23 protein-coding genes are annotated in these 18,945 nt (G+C 63.7%); 11 read left to right on the top strand and 12 right to left on the bottom strand.

The window, feature by feature from the left end; genetic code table 11:
- From F3J24_RS22390 to F3J24_RS22405, 4 genes are all read left to right on the top strand, one after another.
- Window positions 1-311, top strand: a 311-nt coding sequence (locus F3J24_RS22390; protein ID WP_167010839.1) for an aldehyde dehydrogenase family protein, incomplete at its 5' end; no start/stop codon positions are given.
- 134 nt (window positions 312-445) lie between these two features.
- The gene (locus F3J24_RS22395) at window positions 446-1,327 is read left to right on the top strand and encodes a LysR family transcriptional regulator (RefSeq protein WP_167010841.1); all 882 of its coding nucleotides are present in this window, start codon (window positions 446-448) and stop codon (window positions 1,325-1,327) included.
- A gap of 92 nt (window positions 1,328-1,419) precedes the next feature.
- Window positions 1,420-2,130 carry a DsbA family protein gene (locus F3J24_RS22400; protein WP_167010843.1) on the top strand — a complete coding sequence of 237 codons (711 nt, stop codon included), beginning with the start codon at window positions 1,420-1,422 and terminating at the stop codon, window positions 2,128-2,130.
- A gap of 60 nt (window positions 2,131-2,190) precedes the next feature.
- Complete coding sequence (locus F3J24_RS22405; protein ID WP_167010845.1) at window positions 2,191-3,219, top strand: cyclase family protein; 1,029 nt, start codon at window positions 2,191-2,193, stop codon at window positions 3,217-3,219.
- Between the two features lie 36 nt (window positions 3,220-3,255).
- On the opposite strand, the gene F3J24_RS22410 is transcribed toward F3J24_RS22405, so the two are convergent.
- Window positions 3,256-3,951: an LrgB family protein gene (locus F3J24_RS22410; protein ID WP_059441595.1), complete on the bottom strand. Its 696-nt coding sequence runs from the start codon at window positions 3,949-3,951 to the stop codon at window positions 3,256-3,258.
- A gap of 3 nt (window positions 3,952-3,954) precedes the next feature.
- Window positions 3,955-4,422: a CidA/LrgA family protein gene (locus F3J24_RS22415; protein ID WP_167010848.1), complete on the bottom strand. Its 468-nt coding sequence runs from the start codon at window positions 4,420-4,422 to the stop codon at window positions 3,955-3,957.
- Between the two features lie 77 nt (window positions 4,423-4,499).
- On the opposite strand from F3J24_RS22415, the gene F3J24_RS22420 reads away from it, so the two are divergent.
- Together F3J24_RS22420 and F3J24_RS22425 are read left to right on the top strand one after the other, a co-directional pair.
- Window positions 4,500-5,414, top strand: a complete 915-nt coding sequence (locus tag F3J24_RS22420; protein WP_043005626.1) for a LysR family transcriptional regulator — start codon at window positions 4,500-4,502, stop codon at window positions 5,412-5,414.
- A gap of 49 nt (window positions 5,415-5,463) precedes the next feature.
- Window positions 5,464-6,126 (top strand): pseudouridine synthase, encoded by a 663-nt coding sequence (locus tag F3J24_RS22425; protein WP_167010850.1) that lies wholly within the window; start codon window positions 5,464-5,466, stop codon window positions 6,124-6,126.
- A 6-nt stretch (window positions 6,127-6,132) separates the two neighbouring features.
- On the opposite strand, the gene F3J24_RS22430 is transcribed toward F3J24_RS22425, so the two are convergent.
- The 3 genes from F3J24_RS22430 to F3J24_RS22440 form a co-directional block, all read right to left on the bottom strand.
- A complete protein-coding gene (locus F3J24_RS22430; RefSeq protein WP_167010852.1) occupies window positions 6,133-7,218 on the bottom strand; it encodes a hypothetical protein in 1,086 nt (361 codons plus the stop codon).
- A gap of 131 nt (window positions 7,219-7,349) precedes the next feature.
- Complete coding sequence (locus tag F3J24_RS22435; protein WP_240154448.1) at window positions 7,350-7,832, bottom strand: hypothetical protein; 483 nt, start codon at window positions 7,830-7,832, stop codon at window positions 7,350-7,352.
- A 92-nt stretch (window positions 7,833-7,924) separates the two neighbouring features.
- Window positions 7,925-8,563: an MBL fold metallo-hydrolase gene (locus F3J24_RS22440; protein ID WP_167010853.1), complete on the bottom strand. Its 639-nt coding sequence runs from the start codon at window positions 8,561-8,563 to the stop codon at window positions 7,925-7,927.
- Window positions 8,564-8,905: 342 nt separating this feature from the next.
- On the opposite strand from F3J24_RS22440, the gene F3J24_RS22445 reads away from it, so the two are divergent.
- Complete coding sequence (locus tag F3J24_RS22445; protein ID WP_205244925.1) at window positions 8,906-10,555, top strand: Re/Si-specific NAD(P)(+) transhydrogenase subunit alpha; 1,650 nt, start codon at window positions 8,906-8,908, stop codon at window positions 10,553-10,555.
- Window positions 10,556-10,582: 27 nt separating this feature from the next.
- Window positions 10,583-11,998 (top strand): Re/Si-specific NAD(P)(+) transhydrogenase subunit beta, encoded by a 1,416-nt coding sequence (gene pntB / locus F3J24_RS22450; RefSeq protein ID WP_167010854.1) that lies wholly within the window; start codon window positions 10,583-10,585, stop codon window positions 11,996-11,998.
- Window positions 11,999-12,135: 137 nt separating this feature from the next.
- Here pntB and F3J24_RS22455 read toward each other — a convergent pair whose 3' ends face one another.
- Entirely contained in the window at window positions 12,136-12,762 is a 627-nt protein-coding gene (locus tag F3J24_RS22455; protein WP_167010856.1) for a LysE family translocator, read from the bottom strand.
- A gap of 105 nt (window positions 12,763-12,867) precedes the next feature.
- Between F3J24_RS22455 and F3J24_RS22460 the strand changes: the two genes are divergently transcribed.
- Complete coding sequence (locus F3J24_RS22460; protein ID WP_114863543.1) at window positions 12,868-13,323, top strand: Lrp/AsnC family transcriptional regulator; 456 nt, start codon at window positions 12,868-12,870, stop codon at window positions 13,321-13,323.
- Between the two features lie 166 nt (window positions 13,324-13,489).
- On the opposite strand, the gene azu is transcribed toward F3J24_RS22460, so the two are convergent.
- Both azu and F3J24_RS22470 read right to left on the bottom strand, forming a co-directional pair.
- Window positions 13,490-13,945, bottom strand: a complete 456-nt coding sequence (gene azu / locus F3J24_RS22465) for an azurin (RefSeq protein ID WP_003059504.1) — start codon at window positions 13,943-13,945, stop codon at window positions 13,490-13,492.
- 192 nt (window positions 13,946-14,137) lie between these two features.
- Window positions 14,138-14,941, bottom strand: coding sequence for an exodeoxyribonuclease III (locus tag F3J24_RS22470; RefSeq protein ID WP_043005632.1), 804 nt, complete (start codon window positions 14,939-14,941; stop codon window positions 14,138-14,140).
- Window positions 14,942-14,951: 10 nt separating this feature from the next.
- Here F3J24_RS22470 and pyrE point away from each other — a divergent pair, with 10 nt between their 5' ends.
- Both pyrE and F3J24_RS22480 read left to right on the top strand, forming a co-directional pair.
- Window positions 14,952-15,653, top strand: coding sequence for an orotate phosphoribosyltransferase (pyrE, locus tag F3J24_RS22475; RefSeq protein WP_043005650.1), 702 nt, complete (start codon window positions 14,952-14,954; stop codon window positions 15,651-15,653).
- 8 nt (window positions 15,654-15,661) lie between these two features.
- A complete protein-coding gene (locus F3J24_RS22480) occupies window positions 15,662-16,327 on the top strand; it encodes a DUF4124 domain-containing protein (RefSeq protein WP_167010857.1) in 666 nt (221 codons plus the stop codon).
- Between the two features lie 16 nt (window positions 16,328-16,343).
- Here the strand turns inward: F3J24_RS22480 and F3J24_RS22485 are convergent, their stop codons facing one another.
- From F3J24_RS22485 to F3J24_RS22500, 4 genes are all read right to left on the bottom strand, one after another.
- The gene (locus F3J24_RS22485; protein WP_167010859.1) at window positions 16,344-16,697 is read right to left on the bottom strand and encodes a hypothetical protein; all 354 of its coding nucleotides are present in this window, start codon (window positions 16,695-16,697) and stop codon (window positions 16,344-16,346) included.
- A gap of 86 nt (window positions 16,698-16,783) precedes the next feature.
- Complete coding sequence (locus F3J24_RS22490) at window positions 16,784-17,002, bottom strand: hypothetical protein (protein WP_043005637.1); 219 nt, start codon at window positions 17,000-17,002, stop codon at window positions 16,784-16,786.
- Between the two features lie 89 nt (window positions 17,003-17,091).
- Window positions 17,092-18,213, bottom strand: a complete 1,122-nt coding sequence (locus F3J24_RS22495) for an HPP family protein (protein ID WP_240154449.1) — start codon at window positions 18,211-18,213, stop codon at window positions 17,092-17,094.
- Window positions 18,214-18,352: 139 nt separating this feature from the next.
- Entirely contained in the window at window positions 18,353-18,916 is a 564-nt protein-coding gene (locus F3J24_RS22500; protein ID WP_167010860.1) for a nitroreductase family protein, read from the bottom strand.
- Window positions 18,917-18,945 lie beyond the last annotated feature (29 nt).

Genomic DNA, 18,945 nt, shown 5'->3' on the forward strand with positions numbered 1-18,945 from the left:
TCAACCGCGAGGAGGTCTTCGGCCCCGTGGCCAGCGTGATCCGCGTCAGGGACTACGACGAAGCCCTGGCCGTTTCCAACGACACGCCGTTTGGCCTGTCGGCCGGCATTGCCACCACCAGCCTCAAGTACGCCACCCACTTCAAGCGTCACAGCCAGGCCGGCATGGTCATGGTCAACCTGCCCACGGCGGGTGTGGACTACCACGTGCCGTTTGGCGGCCGCAAGGGATCGAGCTACGGCCCGCGCGAGCAGGGCCGCTATGCCCAGGAGTTCTACACCACGGTGAAGACGGCCTATACGCTGGCGTGATGCTTGGGACCGCTCGAGCCCGCGGCAGGGCTTGAGCAGTCTACGTTTCAGAAGAAGAGCGAGCCCGCCCCGGTCGCGTCGGCCCTGCTGCGAAAGCTGCTACGCTGCGGCCCAGTTTTTCGCTCTTCTCTTCCATGGATTCGCTCACCCCTTTGCGCGCCTTCAGGCGCATTGTCGAACTGGGCAGCATTGCCAGGGCAGCCGATGCACTCGATCTTTCCTCGGCGGCCCTCAGCAAGCAGTTGCGCGCGCTGGAGGCCCAGCTGGGTGCGGTGCTGATCCAGCGCACCACGCGCCGCATGAGCCTGACCGCTACCGGCAGGGCCTACTACGCCGAATGCTGTCGGCTGCTCGATGGATTTGACACGCTGGAGCAATCGGTACGTGCCCAGTCCCAGCAGGTGACGGGGCGGCTGCGCGTGAACGCGCCGCTGTCGTTTGCGCTGAGCACACTGGCGCCGCTGCTGGCGCGCTTCATGCAGCTCCATCCGCTGTTGCAGATCGATCTGTCCATGGAGGACCGGCTGGTGGACGCCGTGGGGCAGGGCTTTGATGTCTCCATACGGCTGAGCGCCGAGCTCGCGGATTCCTCGCTGATTGCGCGGCGCCTGGCCTCGCTGTCGCAGATGCTGTGCGCGTCGCCGGCCTATCTGCAGCAACACGGCCGCCCGGCCAGCACAGCCGAGCTACGTGACCATGCGCTGCTGAATTACAGCCTGGCACAGGCCGACGATGGCCTGCAAGTTCCGAGCGAAGCTCGTGCCAGCGTCAACAACAGTCTTATGTTGCGTGAGTTGCTGGAGGCCGGCATCGGCATCGGTGCACTGCCGTCTTTTCTGGCCCGGCCCGCCATCGCTCAGGGCCAGCTGGAGGCATTGAGCCTGCAAGACTGGGCAGAGCCGCCACGCCATGTCTATGTGGTCTACCCGACGCAACGCCACCTGCTGCCCAAGGTGCGCGCCTTTGTGGACTTTCTGGCAGAAGAGCTGCCTGCGGCCATGGGCGGCGATTCTTGACGCTGAATTAAGAGTCTCTCAAGCGCAGGCCTCTTACTCCTGCGATGCCTGCGCCCTACGCTTGCTGTCCATCAGCCATGAAGGACACAAGCATGACGCAATGCCATGATTTTTCCTGCGCTTCGCCCGCGCAGATCGCAATCCATCCCGCTTCTGAACCGGCCCGGTGCGCGGACCAGCAGACTGCTGCCACCATCGATTTCTTCCATGACGTGGTTTGCGGCTGGTGCTATGTGATGTCGCCGCGTCTGCGCCAGGTGGCCGGCGAGCTGGGCCTGCGCGTACGTCAGCGCAGCTTTGTGCTGCAGGCTTCCCGCGCCGAAATGGTGGCCAGGTTTGGCTCCATGGAGCAGGCCAAGCAAACCATTCTCGGGCACTGGGAAGCCTGCGCGCAGCAAGACGACACCCAGCGCATCGACATCGAAGGCATGCGCCGCGAAAGCTTCGAGTACCCCAGCGGCCTGGCCGGCGCACTGGCCTGCCAGGCGGCCCAGATGCTCGAGGGCGACGAGGCTCACTGGAATCTGTTCGATGCCATACAGCACGCCCATATGAGTGCCCATCGCAACATAGGCGATGCCGAGGTGCTGCTGGGCATCGCCACGCACACCGGCTTCGAGCGCAATGCTTTTGCACGCTGCATGGAAAGTGCCGAGGCCTTGAACATGGTTCACCAGGACCTCGCACTGGCCCGGCGCCTGGGCCTGAGCAGCATTCCCACCTTGATCGCGCAGGGCCTGCCGCCGCTGCAGACCCAGCCTCTGAACATGCTGCGTGAACGGCTGCGTGCCCTGGTGGGCTAAGCCATTTCCTCTCACTTTCTCACTCGCGCCGCAAGGTGCACCGCTTTCTAGGAAACACCCATGAACTTCGCTTTCCGCGCCCGCTCGCGACGCCTGCCAGCCCTGTTGCTCGCGATGGCTGCAGCGTTTTCCGGCCTGGCCCATGCCCACGGTGGCCACACGCTTGCGGCCGGTGCCGGCCAGGATGTGGGCAGCAGCCCCTGGGGGCCAGGTGACGAGATCGGTCGCCTGAATCTGATCACGCCTGCCTCGCGCGCTGCCATCCTGCAGCGCATCACAGGCGGCCAGGTCTATGACCTCGCCACCGAGTATTACGTGGGCATGCCGAGCTGGCAGGACGCCGGCGATCCGCATTACCAGTTCTGGATGACGCACACGCCACGCGGCACCGTGGTGGACGACCCCATGAACGTGGGCAAGAACATGAATGCCACGCGCAGCTACACGGGCACGGCGTTCTCCATGTACAGCCATACGGGCACGCACATCGACGCACTCAACCACTTCGGCATACGCGGCAGGATCTGGAACGGCTTCAGCGCCGACGAGCATCTGGGCGACCGTGGCTGGCAGCGCACAGGCATAGAGAAATTCCCGCCACTGGTGGCGCGCGGCGTGCTGATTGACGTGGCTGCGGCCAAGGGCCTGGACATGCTGCCCGACCAGTACCGGATCACCCGCCAGGACCTCAAGGAGGCGCTGGCACGCCAGAACGTGACGCTGCAAAAGGGCGATATCGTGCTGATTCGCACGGGTCGCATGAAGCTCTACGAGCAGCCCCAGGCTTATATGGCCAAGCCGCCAGGGCTGGGCTTGGATGCGGCCCGCTTTCTGGCCGAGGATGCGGGTGCCATGATCATCGGCGCCGACAATCTGAGCCTGGAGACCTTCCCCTCCGAGGTGGACGACGACTATGTGCCGCTGCACAGCTATCTGCTGGCCCAGCAAGGCATACCCATCATGGAACTGGTGGCCCTGGACGCACTCTCGCGCGACAAGGTCTACGAGTTCGCCTTCATCGGAGGGCCACTCAAGATCCGCGGTGGTGACGCCGCGCCGCTGCGCCCGATCGCCATTCCGGTGCGCTGAGAGCGACGCTTGCCGGAGCCAGTCCCCGAGCGCGGCTCAGAAAAACAATGTGCGCACCCAGGGTGCGGCCAGCACGTTGACGGCACCGGCAATCATCATCACCAGCGATGCCATCACGGCCTGCACCTCGCCGGCCTGGCGCGCGCGGGCCACGCCGCTGCCATGGGCGGCGCCGCCCCAGCTGGCGCCCGTGGCCAGCTTGCTGCGGATGCGGGGCAGCACACGCAGCACGGTCTCGCCCAGCAGCATGGCGCTGACGCCGGTCAGCAGCACGAACAGTGCCGCCAGATCGGTAGGCCCGCCCAGCACCTTCTCGGCCTCGATCGCAAACGGTGTCGTGATGCTGCGCACGGCCAGGCCTTTTTGCAGCGCCTCGGACAGGCCGAACATATCGGCAAACGCAATGGTGGTGGAGATGGACACCAGGCTGGCCACGACCACGCCGGTGGCAATCGACATCCAGTGCTTGCGCAGCAGCTTGCGGTTCTCGTACAGCGGCAGTGCAAAAGCCACGGTGGTGGGGCCCAGCAGCCAGACCAGCCAGTGCGTCTGTGCAATGTATTGGGGGTAGCTGACATGGGTCAGCAGCGACAGACCGATCAGCACCATGGGCGTGGCAACGATGGGCATCAGCAGCGGGTGGGGGTGCTTGCGGTACAGGCGTTTGTTGACCCAGTAACAGGCCACGGTGGTCAGCAGCGAGAGCAGACCGATGACTTCATTCGACAGCATGGCTTACTCCTTGCCGGCTTCGCGGCCGGACCTGCGCCTTGCCAGCCACAGCTCGAAGCGGTAGACGCGATCGACCGCCAGCGCGGTCACTCCCATCACACAGGCCGTGCTGGCCACGATGACGGCCAGGATGCGCAGGCCCTGATGGCGGATCAGATCGGGGTATTCGGTGACTACCAGCATGGCAGGCACAAAGAACAGCAGCATCTCGGCCAGCAGCCAGTTGGTGCCGCTTTGCAGCCAGCGCGCCTTGACCAGGCCCGAGAACAGCCCCACCGCAAGCAGGCCGAAACCGATCAGGCCGGCCGGCATGCTCCAGCCGAAATGCTGGCGCAGCACATCCATGGCAATCCAGATGGCGCTGAGCAGGCACACTTGCAGCACGGCCTTGAGCAGTTGCCAGAGTGTCTGGGCAAAAGAATGGCTGCCGCCCTGGGCGCGAGGGGTGGCAGCTTCCGGAATCTGTGACATGGATGGGATTCTAGGGTTTTCACCTATATTCATAAAATGACTTATTCTCATTTTTTCCATGCGTAAAAGGAATTGTCATGGACCTGCGTGCCCTGCGTTACTTCATCGAGGTCGTGCGCCAGAACGGCTTTACCCGCGCGGCTGACGCCTTGCACGTGACCCAGCCCACCATCAGCAAGATGGTCAAGGCGCTGGAGGACGAATTCGGTGGCCGCCTGCTGCTGCGAGAAGGCCGAGGTGTGCAGCTGACCGACGCAGGTCAGGTGGTCTATGACCGCGGGCTGGAGATCCTGGAGCAGGCCCAGCTGCTGCGCCGCCAGGTGGCCGAGGTGGACCACATCACGCGCGGCGAGCTGTCCCTGGGCATCATGCCCACCACGGGGCACTACATGGCGCCGGTGATCGCACTGTTCCAGCAGCGCTATCCGGGCGTGAATCTGCAGGTCAACGAGCAGGGCGCGCGCGCCCAGTACCAGCTGATCCAGGAAGGCAAGCTGGACATGGCGCTGGGCCTGTTCGCGGCCCCCGACCCGGCGCTGGAGCGCTACACGGTGGCGCGCCAGAAGACGCGCGTGGTGCTGCCAGCCCAGCAGGTGGCTGACCCCGGCCAGCCCATGCGCTGGAGCGATCTGCGCGATCTGCCGTTTGTGCTCTACACCTCGGACTTTGCACTGCACGAGCATGTGCTGCAGCAATGCGAGGCGGCGGGCTTCACGCCCCAGGTCAAGCTGCAGACGCGCTACTGGGACTTCATCGGCCATCTGGTCGCGGCCCAGGTGGGCGTGGCAGTGATGTTTGAGCATGTCATCGCGCGCTACGACCCGCAGCGCGTGGCCAGCCGACCCCTGGTGGAGCCCGAAATCCCCTGGGATGTGGCGCTGATGTGGCGGCCCGGCTATCTGTCGCGCGCGGCCCAGGCCTGGCTGGACTGCGTGCGTGAGGTGTATCCGCAGCCGCTGCTGGGGGCAGCTTTCCCGGATTTTCAAAACTGATAGCTGTATTCGTATGCCCAGAAATCGATACAAGGCTTTTTGATGCTTGATGTCAGTCCCGGTCTTTGTTGCTAAGCTCGCAGCCATGCCCCGCCCGTTCTCTTCCAATCGCTCCAGCAGCTTGCGCCGCAGCACCGTGGTGCGCCAGCCCGCACCCCGGCCCGAGCACCCGCGCCTGCTGTGCTTTCACAAGCCCTATGGAGTGCTCAGCCAGTTCACGCCCGAGGGCAAGTGGCAGGGCCTCAAGGACTGGATCGATGTGCCCGGCGTCTATGTGGCGGGCCGGCTCGATGCCGACAGCGAAGGTCTGCTGCTGCTGACCAATGACGGCCAGTTGCAGGCCCGCATTGCCGACCCGCGCCACAAGATGGAGAAGACCTACTGGGTGCAGGTCGAAGGCGTGCCCGACGAAGCCGCTTTGCAGCGCCTGCGCGATGGCGTCGAACTGAGCGACGGCAAGACCCTGCCCGCGAAGGCCCGCCTGATAGACCCCCAGCCCGGCATGTGGCCGCGCAACCCGCCGATTCGCGTGCGCCAGAGCATTCCCGATTGCTGGATCGAGCTCATCATCCGCGAGGGTAAGAACCGTCAGGTGCGCCGCATGACCGCTGCCGTCGGCCATCCCACGCTGCGTCTGGTGCGCATGGCCGTGGGGCCTTACTCGATCGAAGGGCTGGAGCCCGGCCAGTGGCTGGATGTGCTGCCGCTCTAATGATTCTTAGCGCAGAGTATCGAGCTGCTGCAGCTCATCTTCATCTTCCTGCAAGGCCGCTGCCTGCCAGCGAGGCAGAGCCGGCCAGGGGCGAAAGCGACTCCAGCCCACTTGCACCTCCTGCAGATTGCCCAGTAGCAAGGGAAGCGCGGTTGTCAGCTCGGACTGGCGAGTCCGCACGCATTCGCGCAGCGATTGCATGGCTTGCTGGCCGCGCCCGAAAAAGCGCTGTCTGCCCAACCAATCGGGGGACGGCTGGCATTGGGCATAGGCCAGTGGCAGGCTGCTGACCACTCCTTCCACCACGGAAATCAGGGCCTGCAGGTGCATGTTGAGTTGCTCCTGCAGCATCAGACCCGCCAGTTGCAACTCCAGCGCATCCTTATGAAAGCGATAGCGTGCGGGCAGGGCGGCGCTCAGGGTATAGCTGCCGCCGCTGCGCGAGCGGGCTCGGTGACTCAGGATGCGGCTGCCTTGCTCCAGTACCGGGCGGACCAACTGCAACAAGGCCTGCTGGTGCTCGGCATCGTTGTGCTTCAGGGGGATGAGCAGCCGCGTGCTGTCATAGCCGCGCCATTGCTCGCGCCAGACCATCCAGCCCGCTGTATGCGGTACGAAGAAAATCAGGGTGATCAGGGACAGCATGGGCACAACGCCCGCCGCCAGCGACCAGGCCGCCCTGATCTCGTTTGCGGCAGCGGCATCCTCACCCAGGCTGACGAGATTGCCGCTCAGCTTGATGAGGCTTGCAAGACTGATGGCAAATACCAGACCACAGATCAGAGAAAGCTGCTCGGGCGAATAAAGGCTATCGGGCAGATGAATCAGGGTGGCCAGTGCGGCGGTACATCCCAGCAGAACCACGGCTGCGGACAGCAGATAGAACAGGGCGCAAGGGGCCTGCTGCTGGATATCGAGGGCCGGGTTCTGCTCCAGCTTGCGCAGCAACTGCCTGCGGCGCCACCAGCGCAGCGGCTGCCAGAGCAGGGCGCTGACCGCCAGGCCGGCGAGCATGCTGATGAGCAGCGCCGAAAAAGCCCATAGCAGCAAGGTTGCCACCAACAAGATAGCCAGTCCGACCAACCAGTTCATGCCCGCGATTGTCCTTTTGAATTGATAGCTGCCTGAGCTTGATGGGAAAGCGTTTCAGCGTGTTTTACATGAAAAAAAGCGCTGCCTGCAGACGCAGGTCAGCGCGATGCTTGATGTTTGCAGGCTGCGGATCAGCTGCAGGTCTTGTTGTTGGCTCCGTGCATGCCTGCGGCCTTGGCATCGGCTTCGCTCATGTACTTGCCGTTCTTGGTCGTGCCGTAGAAACGGGTGCCGGGGCAGTGATAGATCTTGCTGTCCTCATTGGCCCAGACCTTGCCTGCACCGCCGCCAGGTGCGGCGGTCGCGGCCGGCTTGGCGCCTGCAGCAGCCTTGGCAGTGGCCTCCTGATCAATGCCCTTGCGGCCCGAGCAAGCTCCTTTGGAGGATGCCGCGCTCATGGTGGAGCCGTCCTTGCAGACAAAGGTCTGCATGTCCGCTTTGGCGGCGGCAGGGGCCGGCGCAGCCTTGGCTGCCGGTTCTGCCGCCGGCTTGGCGGGCATGGGGGCTGTTTTGGCGGCCGGTGCGGCAGGCGCCGCTGCCGGAGCCTGGGCCAGGCCGGGCAATGAGCTGCTGACCAGGGCTGAAACCAGGCAAATCTTCCATAAATTGCGCATACGAACTCCCTCCAACAGATGTGATGTCACAAGGCGTGACAGGGACATGCTGCTACGGAAGAGCTGATTTCGCAAGCTTCGGCCGTCAGGCTTCAGGTCCCGCTGACATAGGGGTTGAGCTTGCGCTCGCGGCCGAAGCTGCTTTCGGGGCCATGCCCGGGGATGAAGATCGTCTGATCGCCCATGGGCCACAGGCGCTGCACGATGGAGTCGATCAGCTGCTGATGGTTGCCCTGAGGGAAGTCCGTGCGGCCTATGCTGCCGGCAAACAGCACATCGCCGACAAAGGCGCGGTCGATCTGTGGCGAGTGGAAGACCACATGGCCGGGTGTGTGGCCGGGGCAGTGGCGCACGTTCAGCGTTTCCTCGCCGATGGTCACGGTGTCGCCGTCATGCAGCCAGCGCGTGGGCACAAAGGGGTCGGAGTGGGGAAAGCCGAACATGGCGCCCTGCTGGGGCAGGCCGTCGATCCAGAATTGATCGCCCTCATGCGGGCCGATGATGGGCAGCGCGTGCTTGGCCGCCAGCTCGCTGGTGCCGCCGGCATGGTCGATATGGGCGTGGGTGATCCAGATGGCCTTGAGATTCAGGCCCAGACGCTCCACCTCCCACTCGATCTGCTCGATATCACCACCGGGGTCGATGACGGCCGCATCCATGGTCTGGTCGCACCAGACGAGAGAGCAGTTCTGTTGAAAGGCGGTGACGGGGACGGTGTGATATTGCAACATGGGTGACTTGTATTTTTCGGGCGTTTGCGTAGTCTCGCGGTCAGCGAACCCCGCAAGCATGACACGGCATGGCACGCGCATCAAAAATGCCCGCTCAGATTCTGGCGTCATCCCTCATTTGAGCTAGCATGGATGCGAGTGCCCCATTTTGGTGCGGGCTGCTAAAACGTATTTGTGCTGCAAGGCAGCGGGCAGTCGCTTCATGGGAAGCGGCCCGACACAGTTTCAAGATCGTTCAGGCCGTGCCAATGCCCATGCAATACAAGTTCCTCCCACGGGCAGGAATGGCAGGGGACGGGTCGGTCTGGAGGAAAACCGTTTTCAAACTCCAGGAGACTCTGCATGTCTACCCCTTCCAGCCAGCCGAGCGGCGCTGACGCCCAGCGTGGTGACGCCCAACGCTCTGGCGCCCAACGCATCGGCATCCCGCGGGAAACATTCCCGTTGGAAAAGCGTGTGGCCACCGTACCCGATGTGGTTGAAAAACTCGTCAAGCTGGGTTTTTCGATTGCCATCGAATCGGGCGCCGGCGATGCCGCCAACTTCAGTGATGACGCTTATCGCGCAGTGGGTGCCGAGGTGCTGCCCGACGCTGCTGCGGTCTGGGCTGCCGCCGACATCATCTTCAAGGTGAGGCCGCCCAGTCAGGAGGAGGTTGCCTTGATGCGCGAAGGCCAGATCCTGATCGACTTCATCTGGCCCGCCCAGAACCCCGACCTGATGCAGCAACTGGCCGCCAAGAAGGTGACCGTGCTGGCGATCGACTCGCTGCCCCGCACGCTGAGCCGCGCGCAGAAGATGGATGCGCTGACTTCGATGGCCGGCGTATCGGGATACCGTGCGGTGATCGAGGCCGCCAACGCCTTTGGTCGCTATTTCAACGGCCAGATCACGGCGGCAGGCAAGGTGCCACCAGCCAAGGTCTTCATTGCTGGCGCTGGCGTGGCCGGCCTGTCGGCCATCGGCACGGCCGCCAACCTGGGCGCCATCGTGCGCGCCAACGACACGCGTGCCGAGGTGGCCGATCAGGTCACTTCGCTGGGCGGCGAGTTCGTCAAGGTCGATTACGAAGAAGACGGTGCCGGCGGCGGCGGCTATGCCAAGGTGATGAGCGAGGGCTTTCAGGCCGCGCAGCGCGCCATGTATGCACAGCAGGCCAAAGATGTGGACATCATTATCACCACCGCATTGATTCCCGGAAAACCGGCGCCCAAGCTGATCACGGCCGAGATGGTGCAGAGCATGAAGCCCGGCAGCGTGATCGTCGACATGGCGGCCGAGCAGGGCGGCAACTGCGAGCTGACCGTGCCCAATGAGGCCGTGGTCCGCCACGGCGTGACCATCATCGGCTACACCGACCTCGCATCGCGCCTGGCCAAGCAGTCGTCAACGCTGTATGCGACCAATCTGCTGCGCCTGACCGAAGAGCTGTGCAAGGCCAAGGATGGCGTGGCTGTGGTGAATATGGAGGACGATGCGATTCGTGGCCTGACGGTTGTCAAGGACGGCGAAATCACCTGGCCTGCTCCACCCATTGTCCAGGCACCCAAGCCAGCCCCCAAGCCCGCTGCGGGTGTGGTGGAGCAGAAGAAAGGCGGCCATGGCCACGGCGCTGCCGGGCCGTTGCCGGCCAAGACCTTGGCCATTATTTTTGCGATTGCCGCGGTGGCCTTCTGGTTCATCGGCGCCTATGCGCCGGCGGCCTTCCTGGGTCACTTCACGGTGTTCGTGCTGGCTTGCTTCATCGGCTACATGGTGGTGTGGAATGTGACGCCTGCGCTGCACACGCCGCTGATGAGCGTGACCAACGCCATCTCCAGCATCATCGCCATTGGCGCGCTGGTGCAGATTGCGCCGCCGGGCACGGCAGGCACGGGCCGTCCGGATGAACTGATCCGCTGGCTGGCCTTTGCCGGGCTTGTGTTGACTGCAGTCAATATGTTTGGCGGCTTTGCCGTGACACGCCGCATGCTGGCCATGTTCCGCAAATAAGAAGAACGAGCACAAGAGAGAAATACCATGTCCCAAAGTCTCGCAACGGTAGCCTATCTGGGGGCTGCCATTTTGTTCATCCTCAGCCTCGGCGGCCTGTCCAACCCCGAAACCTCGCGCCGCGGCAATCTGTTCGGCATGGTCGGCATGGCGCTGGCCGTGCTGGCCACCGTGTTCGGCCCGCGTGTCGATGCCGGCGGCATCGCCTGGATCGTCGGCGCGCTGGTGCTCGGCGGCGGTATCGGCCTGTATGCGGCCAAGGTCGTCAAGATGACCCAGATGCCCGAGTTGGTCGCCCTCATGCACAGCCTGGTCGGTCTGGCGGCATGCTTGGTGGGCTTTGCCAGCTATGTCGATACCTCCATCCAGCTCGCTGGCGCAGAAAAAGCCATTCACGAGGTGGAGATCTACGTGGGCATCCTGATCGGCGCGGTCACCTTCTCGGGCTCGCTGATCGCCTTCGGCAAGCTCAACGGCAGGATAGGCGGCAAGCCGCTGCTGCTGCCCGCACGCCACTGGCTCAATCTGGTGGCGCTGCTGGTGGTGATCTGGTTTGGCCGAGAGTTTCTGCATGCCGAAACCGTGGCCGACGGCATGTTGCCGCTGGTCGTGATGACCGCCATTGCGCTGCTGTTCGGGGTGCACATGGTCATGGCCATCGGTGGTGCCGACATGCCCGTGGTGGTGTCCATGCTCAACAGCTACTCGGGATGGGCGGCGGCGGCTACCGGCTTCATGCTGGGCAATGACCTGCTGATCGTCACCGGCGCGCTGGTGGGCTCCTCGGGCGCCATCCTGAGCTACATCATGTGCCAGGCCATGAACCGCAACTTCATCAGCGTGATTGCGGGCGGCTTCGGCTCCGGGGCTCCAGCCAAGAAGGGCAGTGGCGCTGCGGCTGCCGAGCCCCAGGGCGAGGTGGCACCCGTCAGCGCCGCCGAGACGGCCGAGATGCTGCGCGAAGCCAAGAGCGCCATCATCGTGCCCGGCTACGGCATGGCCGTGGCCCAGGCCCAGCACACGGTCAACGAAATCACCAGGACCCTGCGCGAAAAAGGCGTTGCTGTGCGCTTTGCCATCCATCCGGTGGCAGGACGCATGCCCGGCCACATGAACGTGCTGCTGGCCGAGGCCAAGGTGCCCTACGACATCGTGATGGAGATGGACGAGATCAACGAGGACTTCCCCGAGACCGATGTGGCCATCGTCATCGGCGCGAACGACATCGTCAATCCCGCAGCCCAGGACGATCCCGAGAGCCCCATCGCCGGCATGCCGGTGCTGGAAGTCTGGAAGGCCAAGACCTCCATCGTGATGAAGCGCTCCATGGCCTCCGGCTATGCGGGCGTGGACAATCCGCTGTTCTACAAGGACAACAACCGCATGCTGTTCGGCGATGCCAAGAAGATGCTCGACGAGGTGCTGGGGGCTCTGAAGAGCTGATGAGATGGAGTGGCCTCTGCTGAGGCCTCTGCCCCCTCTGCCGCCTTGCTTCGCAATGCGGGCGCCCGAAGTCCCGGGTCGTAGCGTATGCCTGTTTTTGAAATGCCTGCGGTAGTCGGCCGCAGGCATTTTGTCTTTCAGAGATGCGGAACGGCGATCTCGCCCAGCAGCACGGCGGCAATCACCAGCATCAGCGTGCCCGACAGGCGCGAGACGGCAAGCGCGGCTGCGGGGCGCGAGCGCAGCACGCTTTGCGAGCCCCAGCCCACACCGAAATAGACCACGGCACAGCTGGCCGCATGGACGGCGCCCAGCACCATGATCTGCGCAAACACCGGCCAGCTGTCGTCGGGCCGCACAAACTGCGGCAGCAGGGCCAGCAGCAGCAACAGCTGCTTGGGGTTGAGGCCGCTGACGCTGGCTCCCTTGACCGTCCAGTGCCAGCGCGTGCCGGTCTCGGCGTCTGCGGCGCTGCTGATGGCGGCCGGGCTGCGCCACAGGCCTACGCCCATCCAGGCCAGGTACAGCGCGCCGGTGGCCGTCAAAGCGGTCAGCAGGGCCGGATTGCGTGCCACCAGGGCGCCAACGCCCGCAGCCACCGCCAGCGTCGCCAGCAGCGCACCGCAGGCCAGGCCCAGAGTGGCGGGCAGCACCAGCCGTCTGCCGCGCAGACCGGCCGAGATCACATAGGCCCAGTCGGCCCCGGGCGTGAGCACCAGAAGAAAGGAGACAGCCCAGAAGGCGGTCAAGGCGGCGTAGGACACGAAATTCCCTCGAAAAGCGTTGATGCCGAGAGAATATGGAAGAGGAGCGAGAATGTGCTCTCAATATTCGCCGCTGATCGGCTTGAAATTGGAAGAAGCTGTCTCGTGAACTCGCTGGATCGAAAAATTCTTGCTGCGCTCGAAAACAATGGCCGCCTCACGGTGACCGAGCTGGCCGAGCAGGTGGGCCTGAGCCTGTCGCCCTGCCATCGGCGTGTGCGTGCGCTGGAGGAGTCGGGCGTGATTCGCGGCTACCGCGCCGAGCTGGACCCTGCGGCGCTGGGGCTGGATTTTTCGTCGCTGGTCTTTGTCACGCTCAGGGACAGCAAGTCCGTGCCCGCGTTCGAGGACGCCGTGGCCCGGCTCGACAATGTGGTGCAGGCCCAGCGCCTGTTTGGCGACCCGGACTATCTGCTGCAGGTCGTGGTGCGCGATCTGCCTGCCTATCAGCGTCTCTATGACGAGCACCTGACCCGGCTGCCCGGCGTGCTGCGCATGACTTCCACGCTGGTCATGAAGCATGTGGTGACCAACAGGCCGCTGACCTCCGCGATGGAGTAGCCATGAAAAAGCGCCGGTGACTTTCGTCACAGGCGCTTTGGGTCAACCAGATTTGCTATTGATTAAGAAGCTAATTGCGCTTGTTTATCAAGGTTTTCAGGTACTTATATAGCTGAAAACCTTTTATAGAAAGCGCTAGAAGCTACTAAAAAATAGAATTTCCGGATCAGGAACCCAGCTTGAGCGAGCCCTTCATGAGGGCCGAGTGGCCGGGGAAGCTGCAGAAGAAAGCGTAGTCCGTGCCGGCCTTCAGCTTGGCCACATCGATATCGAACTTGGTGGTCTCGCCGCCGCCGATCAGCTTGGAATGCGCCAGCACGCGTGCATCGCCAGCCTTCACATAGTCGGCGCCTGCACCGGCGGCCATGCCGTCGGTGATCACGGGCTGCATATCGGCGGCAGTGCTGACCACGATGTTGTGGCCCATGGCCGTCTTGGGCATTTTGCCCACATGCTTGAGAGTCACGCTGAACTTCTTGCAGGACTTGGGCACGTCGATGCTTTTGACATTGAACTGCATGGCGTCGTTGCTCTCAACGACGGCTTCGCAGCCTGCCGCCATGGCGGGTGCGCTCAGGGCACCGGCTGCACACAGGGCCAGGGTCATCAGAATCTTCTTCATTGGCTATTCCTTTTCCTAAAAGCGAAACGGGAACCGCTGTGGCCTTGTCGCCCTCCAGGTTCCGCCGTTCATTCTTTCGGAAACCTGCCCAGCCGGCTCAGTACAACTGATGCTCGCATGGGTTGTACTGTTGCACCTTGCGCTAACTCAATTCGCCGAGCATGCCTGCGCTGCCGGCGTTGCTTGCACGCCTCAGAGCGTCAGGTCGTAGCCGATGGTGATGGGCGCGTGGTCTGAGAACTTCTCGCCCTTGTAGATGGACTCGGTGCGTGCCAGGGCCGCGACCGCCGGCGTGGCCAGGTGGTAGTCCAGTCGCCATCCCACGTTGTTGGCATAGGCCTGGCCCCGGTTGCTCCACCATGTGTAGCAGGCATCCGTGGTGTCGGGCTGGAGCAGGCGGTAGACGTCCACCAGACCGCCGCTGATCTCGGTCTTGTGCAACAACTTCGTCATCCAGTCGCGCTCTTCGGGCAGGAAGCCGCTGTTCTTCTGGTTGCCGCGCCAGTTCTTCAGGTCGGCCTGCTGGTGCGCGATGTTGATGTCGCCGCATAGCACGAAGTCACGCTCGGCCTTGAGGTGCATCAAGTGGCTGTGCATCTTGGCCAGAAAGCGGAACTTGGCTTCCTGGCGCAGCTCGCCCGAGCTACCGCTGGGAAAGTAGGCGCTGATGATGGAGAGCTTGCGTGCGGGCGTGTCGAAGCGGGTTTCGACATAGCGGCCTTCGGCGTCGAACTCGTCGATGTCGAAGCCCACGACCACATCGCTGGGCTCGTGGCGGGAGTAGACCCCCACGCCCGAGTAGCCCTTCTTCTCGGCAAAGTGGAAGTAGCCCTTCATGCCGGCCAACACTTCGAAACGCCCGGCCATATCCGAAGCCTGGGCCTTGATTTCCTGGACACAAATACAATCCGGCGCAGTGGCTTCGATCCAGGCTTCGGCGCCTTTGGTCGTGGCAGAGCGGATACCGTTGAGGTTGAGGCTGGTTAATTTGAACAAGGATGAATCCATGGTGGTGAGTGAGAAGCCAATGGGCGGTGCAGACCGTCTGGCGCAGGATTTCGTGCAGTTTGCCGTCGAAGCGGGCGTGCTGCGTTTTGGCGAATTCAAGACCAAGGCCGGGCGCATGAGCCCGTACTTCTTCAATGCCGGCCTGTTCGACGATGGGGCCAAGATGGCCCGTCTGTCTGAATTCTATGCAAAAGCCATTCTGGCCAGCGGCATGGAGTTTGACATGGTCTTCGGCCCTGCCTACAAGGGCATTCCTCTGGCTGCGACGGTGGCGGTGGAGCTGGCGCGCCAGGGCAAGAACGTGCCCTTTGCCTACAACCGCAAGGAAGCCAAGGATCATGGCGAAGGCGGCACCCTGGTGGGCGCTCCTCTCAAGGGCCGCGTGCTCATCATCGACGACGTGATGTCGGCCGGCACGGCTGCGCGCGAGTCGATTGCTATCATCAAGGCTGCCGGTGCCGAGCCGCATGCCGTGGCCATCGCTCTGGATCGTCAGGAAATGGCAACAGAGAATGGTCAGGACGTGTCGCACAGCGCCGTGCAATATGTGCGCAACCAGCTGGGCATGCAGGTGTGTGCGATTGCCAAGCTGGCCGATTTGTTGCTTTATCTCGAGCAGCAAGGCGGCGAGGCCGGCCCCGAGCATCATGAACGCGTGCTGGCCTACCGCCAGCGTTATGGTGTCGAAGACAAGGAATAAACACGCAAATGAAGCAGGCCTTGCATGCAAAACTGAGTTTGTATGTGGTAGCTACCGTCTGGGCAGGGGTCATGCCGGCTCAAGCCCAGGTCAATAGCGGCGGTATCTACGCCTGCACGGATGCCAACGGGAGGCGCATCACGGCCGACAGGCCGATTGCCTCCTGCGTCGATCGCGAGCAGCGTGTGCTCGGCAACACGGGGGTCGAACTGCGCCGCGTGGGCCCGACACTGACCGATCAGGAACGCAGCGCGCTGGAAGCCAAGCGCCGCCAGGATCAGGCCGAGCAGCAGCGCCTGCGCGAAGAACGCTCGCGTGACCGCGCCATGCTGGCGCGCTTTCCCAATCAGGGTGTGCATGACGCGGCCAGAGCAGATGCGATTTCCCAGGTCAACGATGTGATCGGCGTGGCCCAGCAGCGCCAGGTCGATCTCAGGGAGCGCCGCCGCAAGCTCAATACCGAGCTGGAGTTCTACCAGAACGATCCGAAGAAGGCTCCAGCCAATCTGCGACGCCAGCTGGACGACAACACGGATTCCCAGGCCGAGCAGCAGCGCTTCATCAAGCAGCAGGAAGAGGAAAAGCAGCGCATCAACCAGCGCTTCGATGCCGAGCTGCAGCAGCTGCGCAAGCTATGGGCGGATCAGACACCGACCGCACCACGCGCGCCCTGAGAGCGTGTCGCGCCCTTCAGTCTTCGTGACTGTTCTTGTGCATGACCATGACGCGGCCCAGCAGCAGGGCCGCAATCCAGGCCACTGCGGCGATGATCAACGGCATCTGTACCAGCAGCGATGCCTGGGCCATGATTAGTAGGGCATCGGCCTGCCACAGCGCCCCATAACCCTTGAACAATCCATACGCCAGCCATAGCAGCAGGCCAGCACTGGCAATGGTGGCCATGTTGCGCATATTGCGGCCGTCACGGCTGCCCGCCGGAACGCGAAGCGCCGAGCGCCAGAGCCAGCCCATGGCAGCCAGCACCAGCAGCACGCAGGCCGCAACGGACAGCGGCAACCAGAGGGAAAGAGGAATCAGCGACATGGCGCCGCACTTTAGCCCAGCGGGCCCTGAGTTGGAAAAGAAAATACCCACCGAGGTGGGTATGGCTGAAGCGTTCGGTCAGTGGCTCAACTCGCGCGCCAGACTACGTGATGGCCCGGCACGGGCTGTATGCCCAGCACGATGGCGTGGTGGGCGAGCAGCTCTTCGAAGGTCTTGGTGACTTCGCTGCTGGCGGTGCTGCCCTCGTACTCCGTGGCCACCTGTGTCGCGGTAAAGGAATTGGCGCCAAAGCTTTGCACGATGTTGCGCAGCTTGTCGAGGTTGGGGGTGAACACGGCGTCCATGGCAGCAACTCCTTTTCGGGCAATCAAACCAGTACTGCCCATAGTTTATCCAGCAGGCTAGGTCAGGCAAGAGGGCTTTGCCCCCAGGGTTACTGATTGATGGAGAGCAGGGTGCGGATCACGTCGGAGCGCGTGATGACGCCGACCAGGGTCTTGCCTCGCAGCACGGCAATGAACTGCACGCTATGCGATGCCAGCTCGTGCAGCAGATCGCCCATGGGAGTGTCTTCCTGCACGCTCATCTCGGGCGCGCGCATCAGCTCCTGGGCCTCGGATTGCACCTTGGATGGCCGGCTGCGCAGGCGTTGCCAGAGATTTTGCTGCTGGCGCGAGCGATGGTCCTGCCAGAGCCAGTCGAACAGGTCGGCACGCAGCACACGGCCGATCAGCTCGCCCTGGGCATCGACCACGGGCAGGCTTTTGACCAGATGGCGGTGAAACAGCTCGGCCACTTCCTCGAGCGGAGTCTGCGGGCCCACGGTCACCAGCTTGGCCGACATGACCGTGCCGCAGTTCACGCTGGACAGGCGGCGCTTGATGGCCTCCTCCTCGGCGGCGGCCAGCAGCTCGCCCAGGTCCTCGGGGGTCAGGTTGTAGCTTTGTTCAAAGCGTTGCAGCAGCTGCTCCAGATCCTGCTCGCTCAGTGCCAGGCGCGTGGTGGGGCGCTGGGCTTTGCCCACCTGGGGCGGCTGGTGCAGATAGGGGCGGCCGCAGGCGCGATGGTAGAGCACGCCGACAGCGGAGAGAACGCCCGAGAGCACGGCCATGGGTACCAGTAGATGCCAGCCCAGCGGCGCCATCTGGGAGGCAGCCAGCACCGTCAGCAAGGCCACGGCGCCTCCCGGCGGGTGCAGGGCGCGCAGCAGCAGCATCAGGGCGATGGCGCCCGCCACCGCCAGCGCGGCCAGCGAGGTCTGGGACAGCATGGGGAACGCCCACAGCAGCAGCAAGGTGTAGAGCGCGGGCACGGTGTTGCCGACCACACAGTTCCATGGCTGGGCCAGCGGGCTGCTGGGCACGGCGAACACCAACACGGCCGTGGCGCCCAGCGGTGCGAACAGGAACAGGGTGTTGGGAAAGAAATGCTCGACCAGTCCCACCAGGATGCCGGCCAGTGCCAGACCCAGCCCGGCACCGATGCTGGCGCGTACCAGCTCCTTCCACGAAGGGCGCGAGGCCACCGGCCCCAGGCGTTGCCACATTGTTTGCATGACGGACATATAGGCTAAGGCTGCTGGGTTGCAGAATGGACGGCTGCACCCGCAATGTTGTATTTGCTAATGCGGCAATTCTGTCAAAAAAAGCTCCACAGGGTGAGCTGTGGAGCTTTGGCAGCAGGGCTGTGGCGCTTCAGACTGGCACGGCACCAGCGCTCAGCACTTCGACCAGCGGTTTGCGGCCGGACGGCAGCTCGCGTTCGCGCAGGTCGTCGGGCAGAGTGGCGGCATCGGCGCGGCGGCCCACGGCAATCACGCATTCGGGCACCAGATGCTCGGGCAGCTTCAGCACCTTGCGGGCTTCTTCGGCCGAGAAGCCGCCCATGGCATGCGTGGCCAGACCCATGGCATGGGCCTGCAGCGCCAGATAGCCCCAGGCACAGCCCGCGTCGAAGCTGTGCTTGGCGGCCGAGGCCTGCTTGTCCGACAGCAGCACGATCAGCGCGCCGCCATTCAGGCACCAGCGGCGGTTGGCTTCGTTGGGGATCTGCGAGAACGCCTGCCAGTTCGCGTCGTCACGCAGGGCATAGGCAAAGTGCCAGGGTTGCTTGTTGCTGGCCGAAGGCGCCCAGCGGGCGGCTTCCACCAGTTGCTCGATCTGGGCGGCGCTCAGTGCTTCGGGCACAAAGGCGCGCGGCGACATGCGCTCTATGAACTGCGTGTGAACGGGGACGGTGCTGGTACGGGTGGTGCTCATGGTGATCTCTCCAAAGAAACGGGCCCGTC

The sequence above is a fragment of the Comamonas sp. Tr-654 genome, from assembly GCF_011752915.1.
GTDB lineage: Bacteria > Pseudomonadota > Gammaproteobacteria > Burkholderiales > Burkholderiaceae_C > Comamonas.

Coding starts and splice junctions, on each gene's coding strand:
- azu (WP_003059504.1), bottom strand. CDS start 13,945: ATGAAGAAGATTCTGATGACCCTGGCCCTGTGTGCAGCCGGTGCCCTG.
- F3J24_RS22490 (WP_043005637.1), bottom strand. CDS start 17,002: ATGGACGCCGTGTTCACCCCCAACCTCGACAAGCTGCGCAACATCGTG.
- F3J24_RS22420 (WP_043005626.1), top strand. CDS start 4,500: ATGGACCTGCGTGCCCTGCGTTACTTCATCGAGGTCGTGCGCCAGAAC.
- F3J24_RS22410 (WP_059441595.1), bottom strand. CDS start 3,951: ATGCTGTCGAATGAAGTCATCGGTCTGCTCTCGCTGCTGACCACCGTG.
- F3J24_RS22400 (WP_167010843.1), top strand. CDS start 1,420: ATGACGCAATGCCATGATTTTTCCTGCGCTTCGCCCGCGCAGATCGCA.
- F3J24_RS22435 (WP_240154448.1), bottom strand. CDS start 7,832: ATGCGCAATTTATGGAAGATTTGCCTGGTTTCAGCCCTGGTCAGCAGC.
- pntB (WP_167010854.1), top strand. CDS start 10,583: ATGTCCCAAAGTCTCGCAACGGTAGCCTATCTGGGGGCTGCCATTTTG.
- F3J24_RS22425 (WP_167010850.1), top strand. CDS start 5,464: ATGTCAGTCCCGGTCTTTGTTGCTAAGCTCGCAGCCATGCCCCGCCCG.
- F3J24_RS22500 (WP_167010860.1), bottom strand. CDS start 18,916: ATGAGCACCACCCGTACCAGCACCGTCCCCGTTCACACGCAGTTCATA.
- F3J24_RS22415 (WP_167010848.1), bottom strand. CDS start 4,422: ATGTCACAGATTCCGGAAGCTGCCACCCCTCGCGCCCAGGGCGGCAGC.
- F3J24_RS22485 (WP_167010859.1), bottom strand. CDS start 16,697: ATGTCGCTGATTCCTCTTTCCCTCTGGTTGCCGCTGTCCGTTGCGGCC.
- F3J24_RS22445 (WP_205244925.1), top strand. CDS start 8,906: ATGTCTACCCCTTCCAGCCAGCCGAGCGGCGCTGACGCCCAGCGTGGT.
- pyrE (WP_043005650.1), top strand. CDS start 14,952: ATGGTGGTGAGTGAGAAGCCAATGGGCGGTGCAGACCGTCTGGCGCAG.
- F3J24_RS22495 (WP_240154449.1), bottom strand. CDS start 18,213: ATGCAAACAATGTGGCAACGCCTGGGGCCGGTGGCCTCGCGCCCTTCG.
- F3J24_RS22405 (WP_167010845.1), top strand. CDS start 2,191: ATGAACTTCGCTTTCCGCGCCCGCTCGCGACGCCTGCCAGCCCTGTTG.
- F3J24_RS22440 (WP_167010853.1), bottom strand. CDS start 8,563: ATGTTGCAATATCACACCGTCCCCGTCACCGCCTTTCAACAGAACTGC.
- F3J24_RS22395 (WP_167010841.1), top strand. CDS start 446: ATGGATTCGCTCACCCCTTTGCGCGCCTTCAGGCGCATTGTCGAACTG.
- F3J24_RS22430 (WP_167010852.1), bottom strand. CDS start 7,218: ATGAACTGGTTGGTCGGACTGGCTATCTTGTTGGTGGCAACCTTGCTG.
- F3J24_RS22480 (WP_167010857.1), top strand. CDS start 15,662: ATGAAGCAGGCCTTGCATGCAAAACTGAGTTTGTATGTGGTAGCTACC.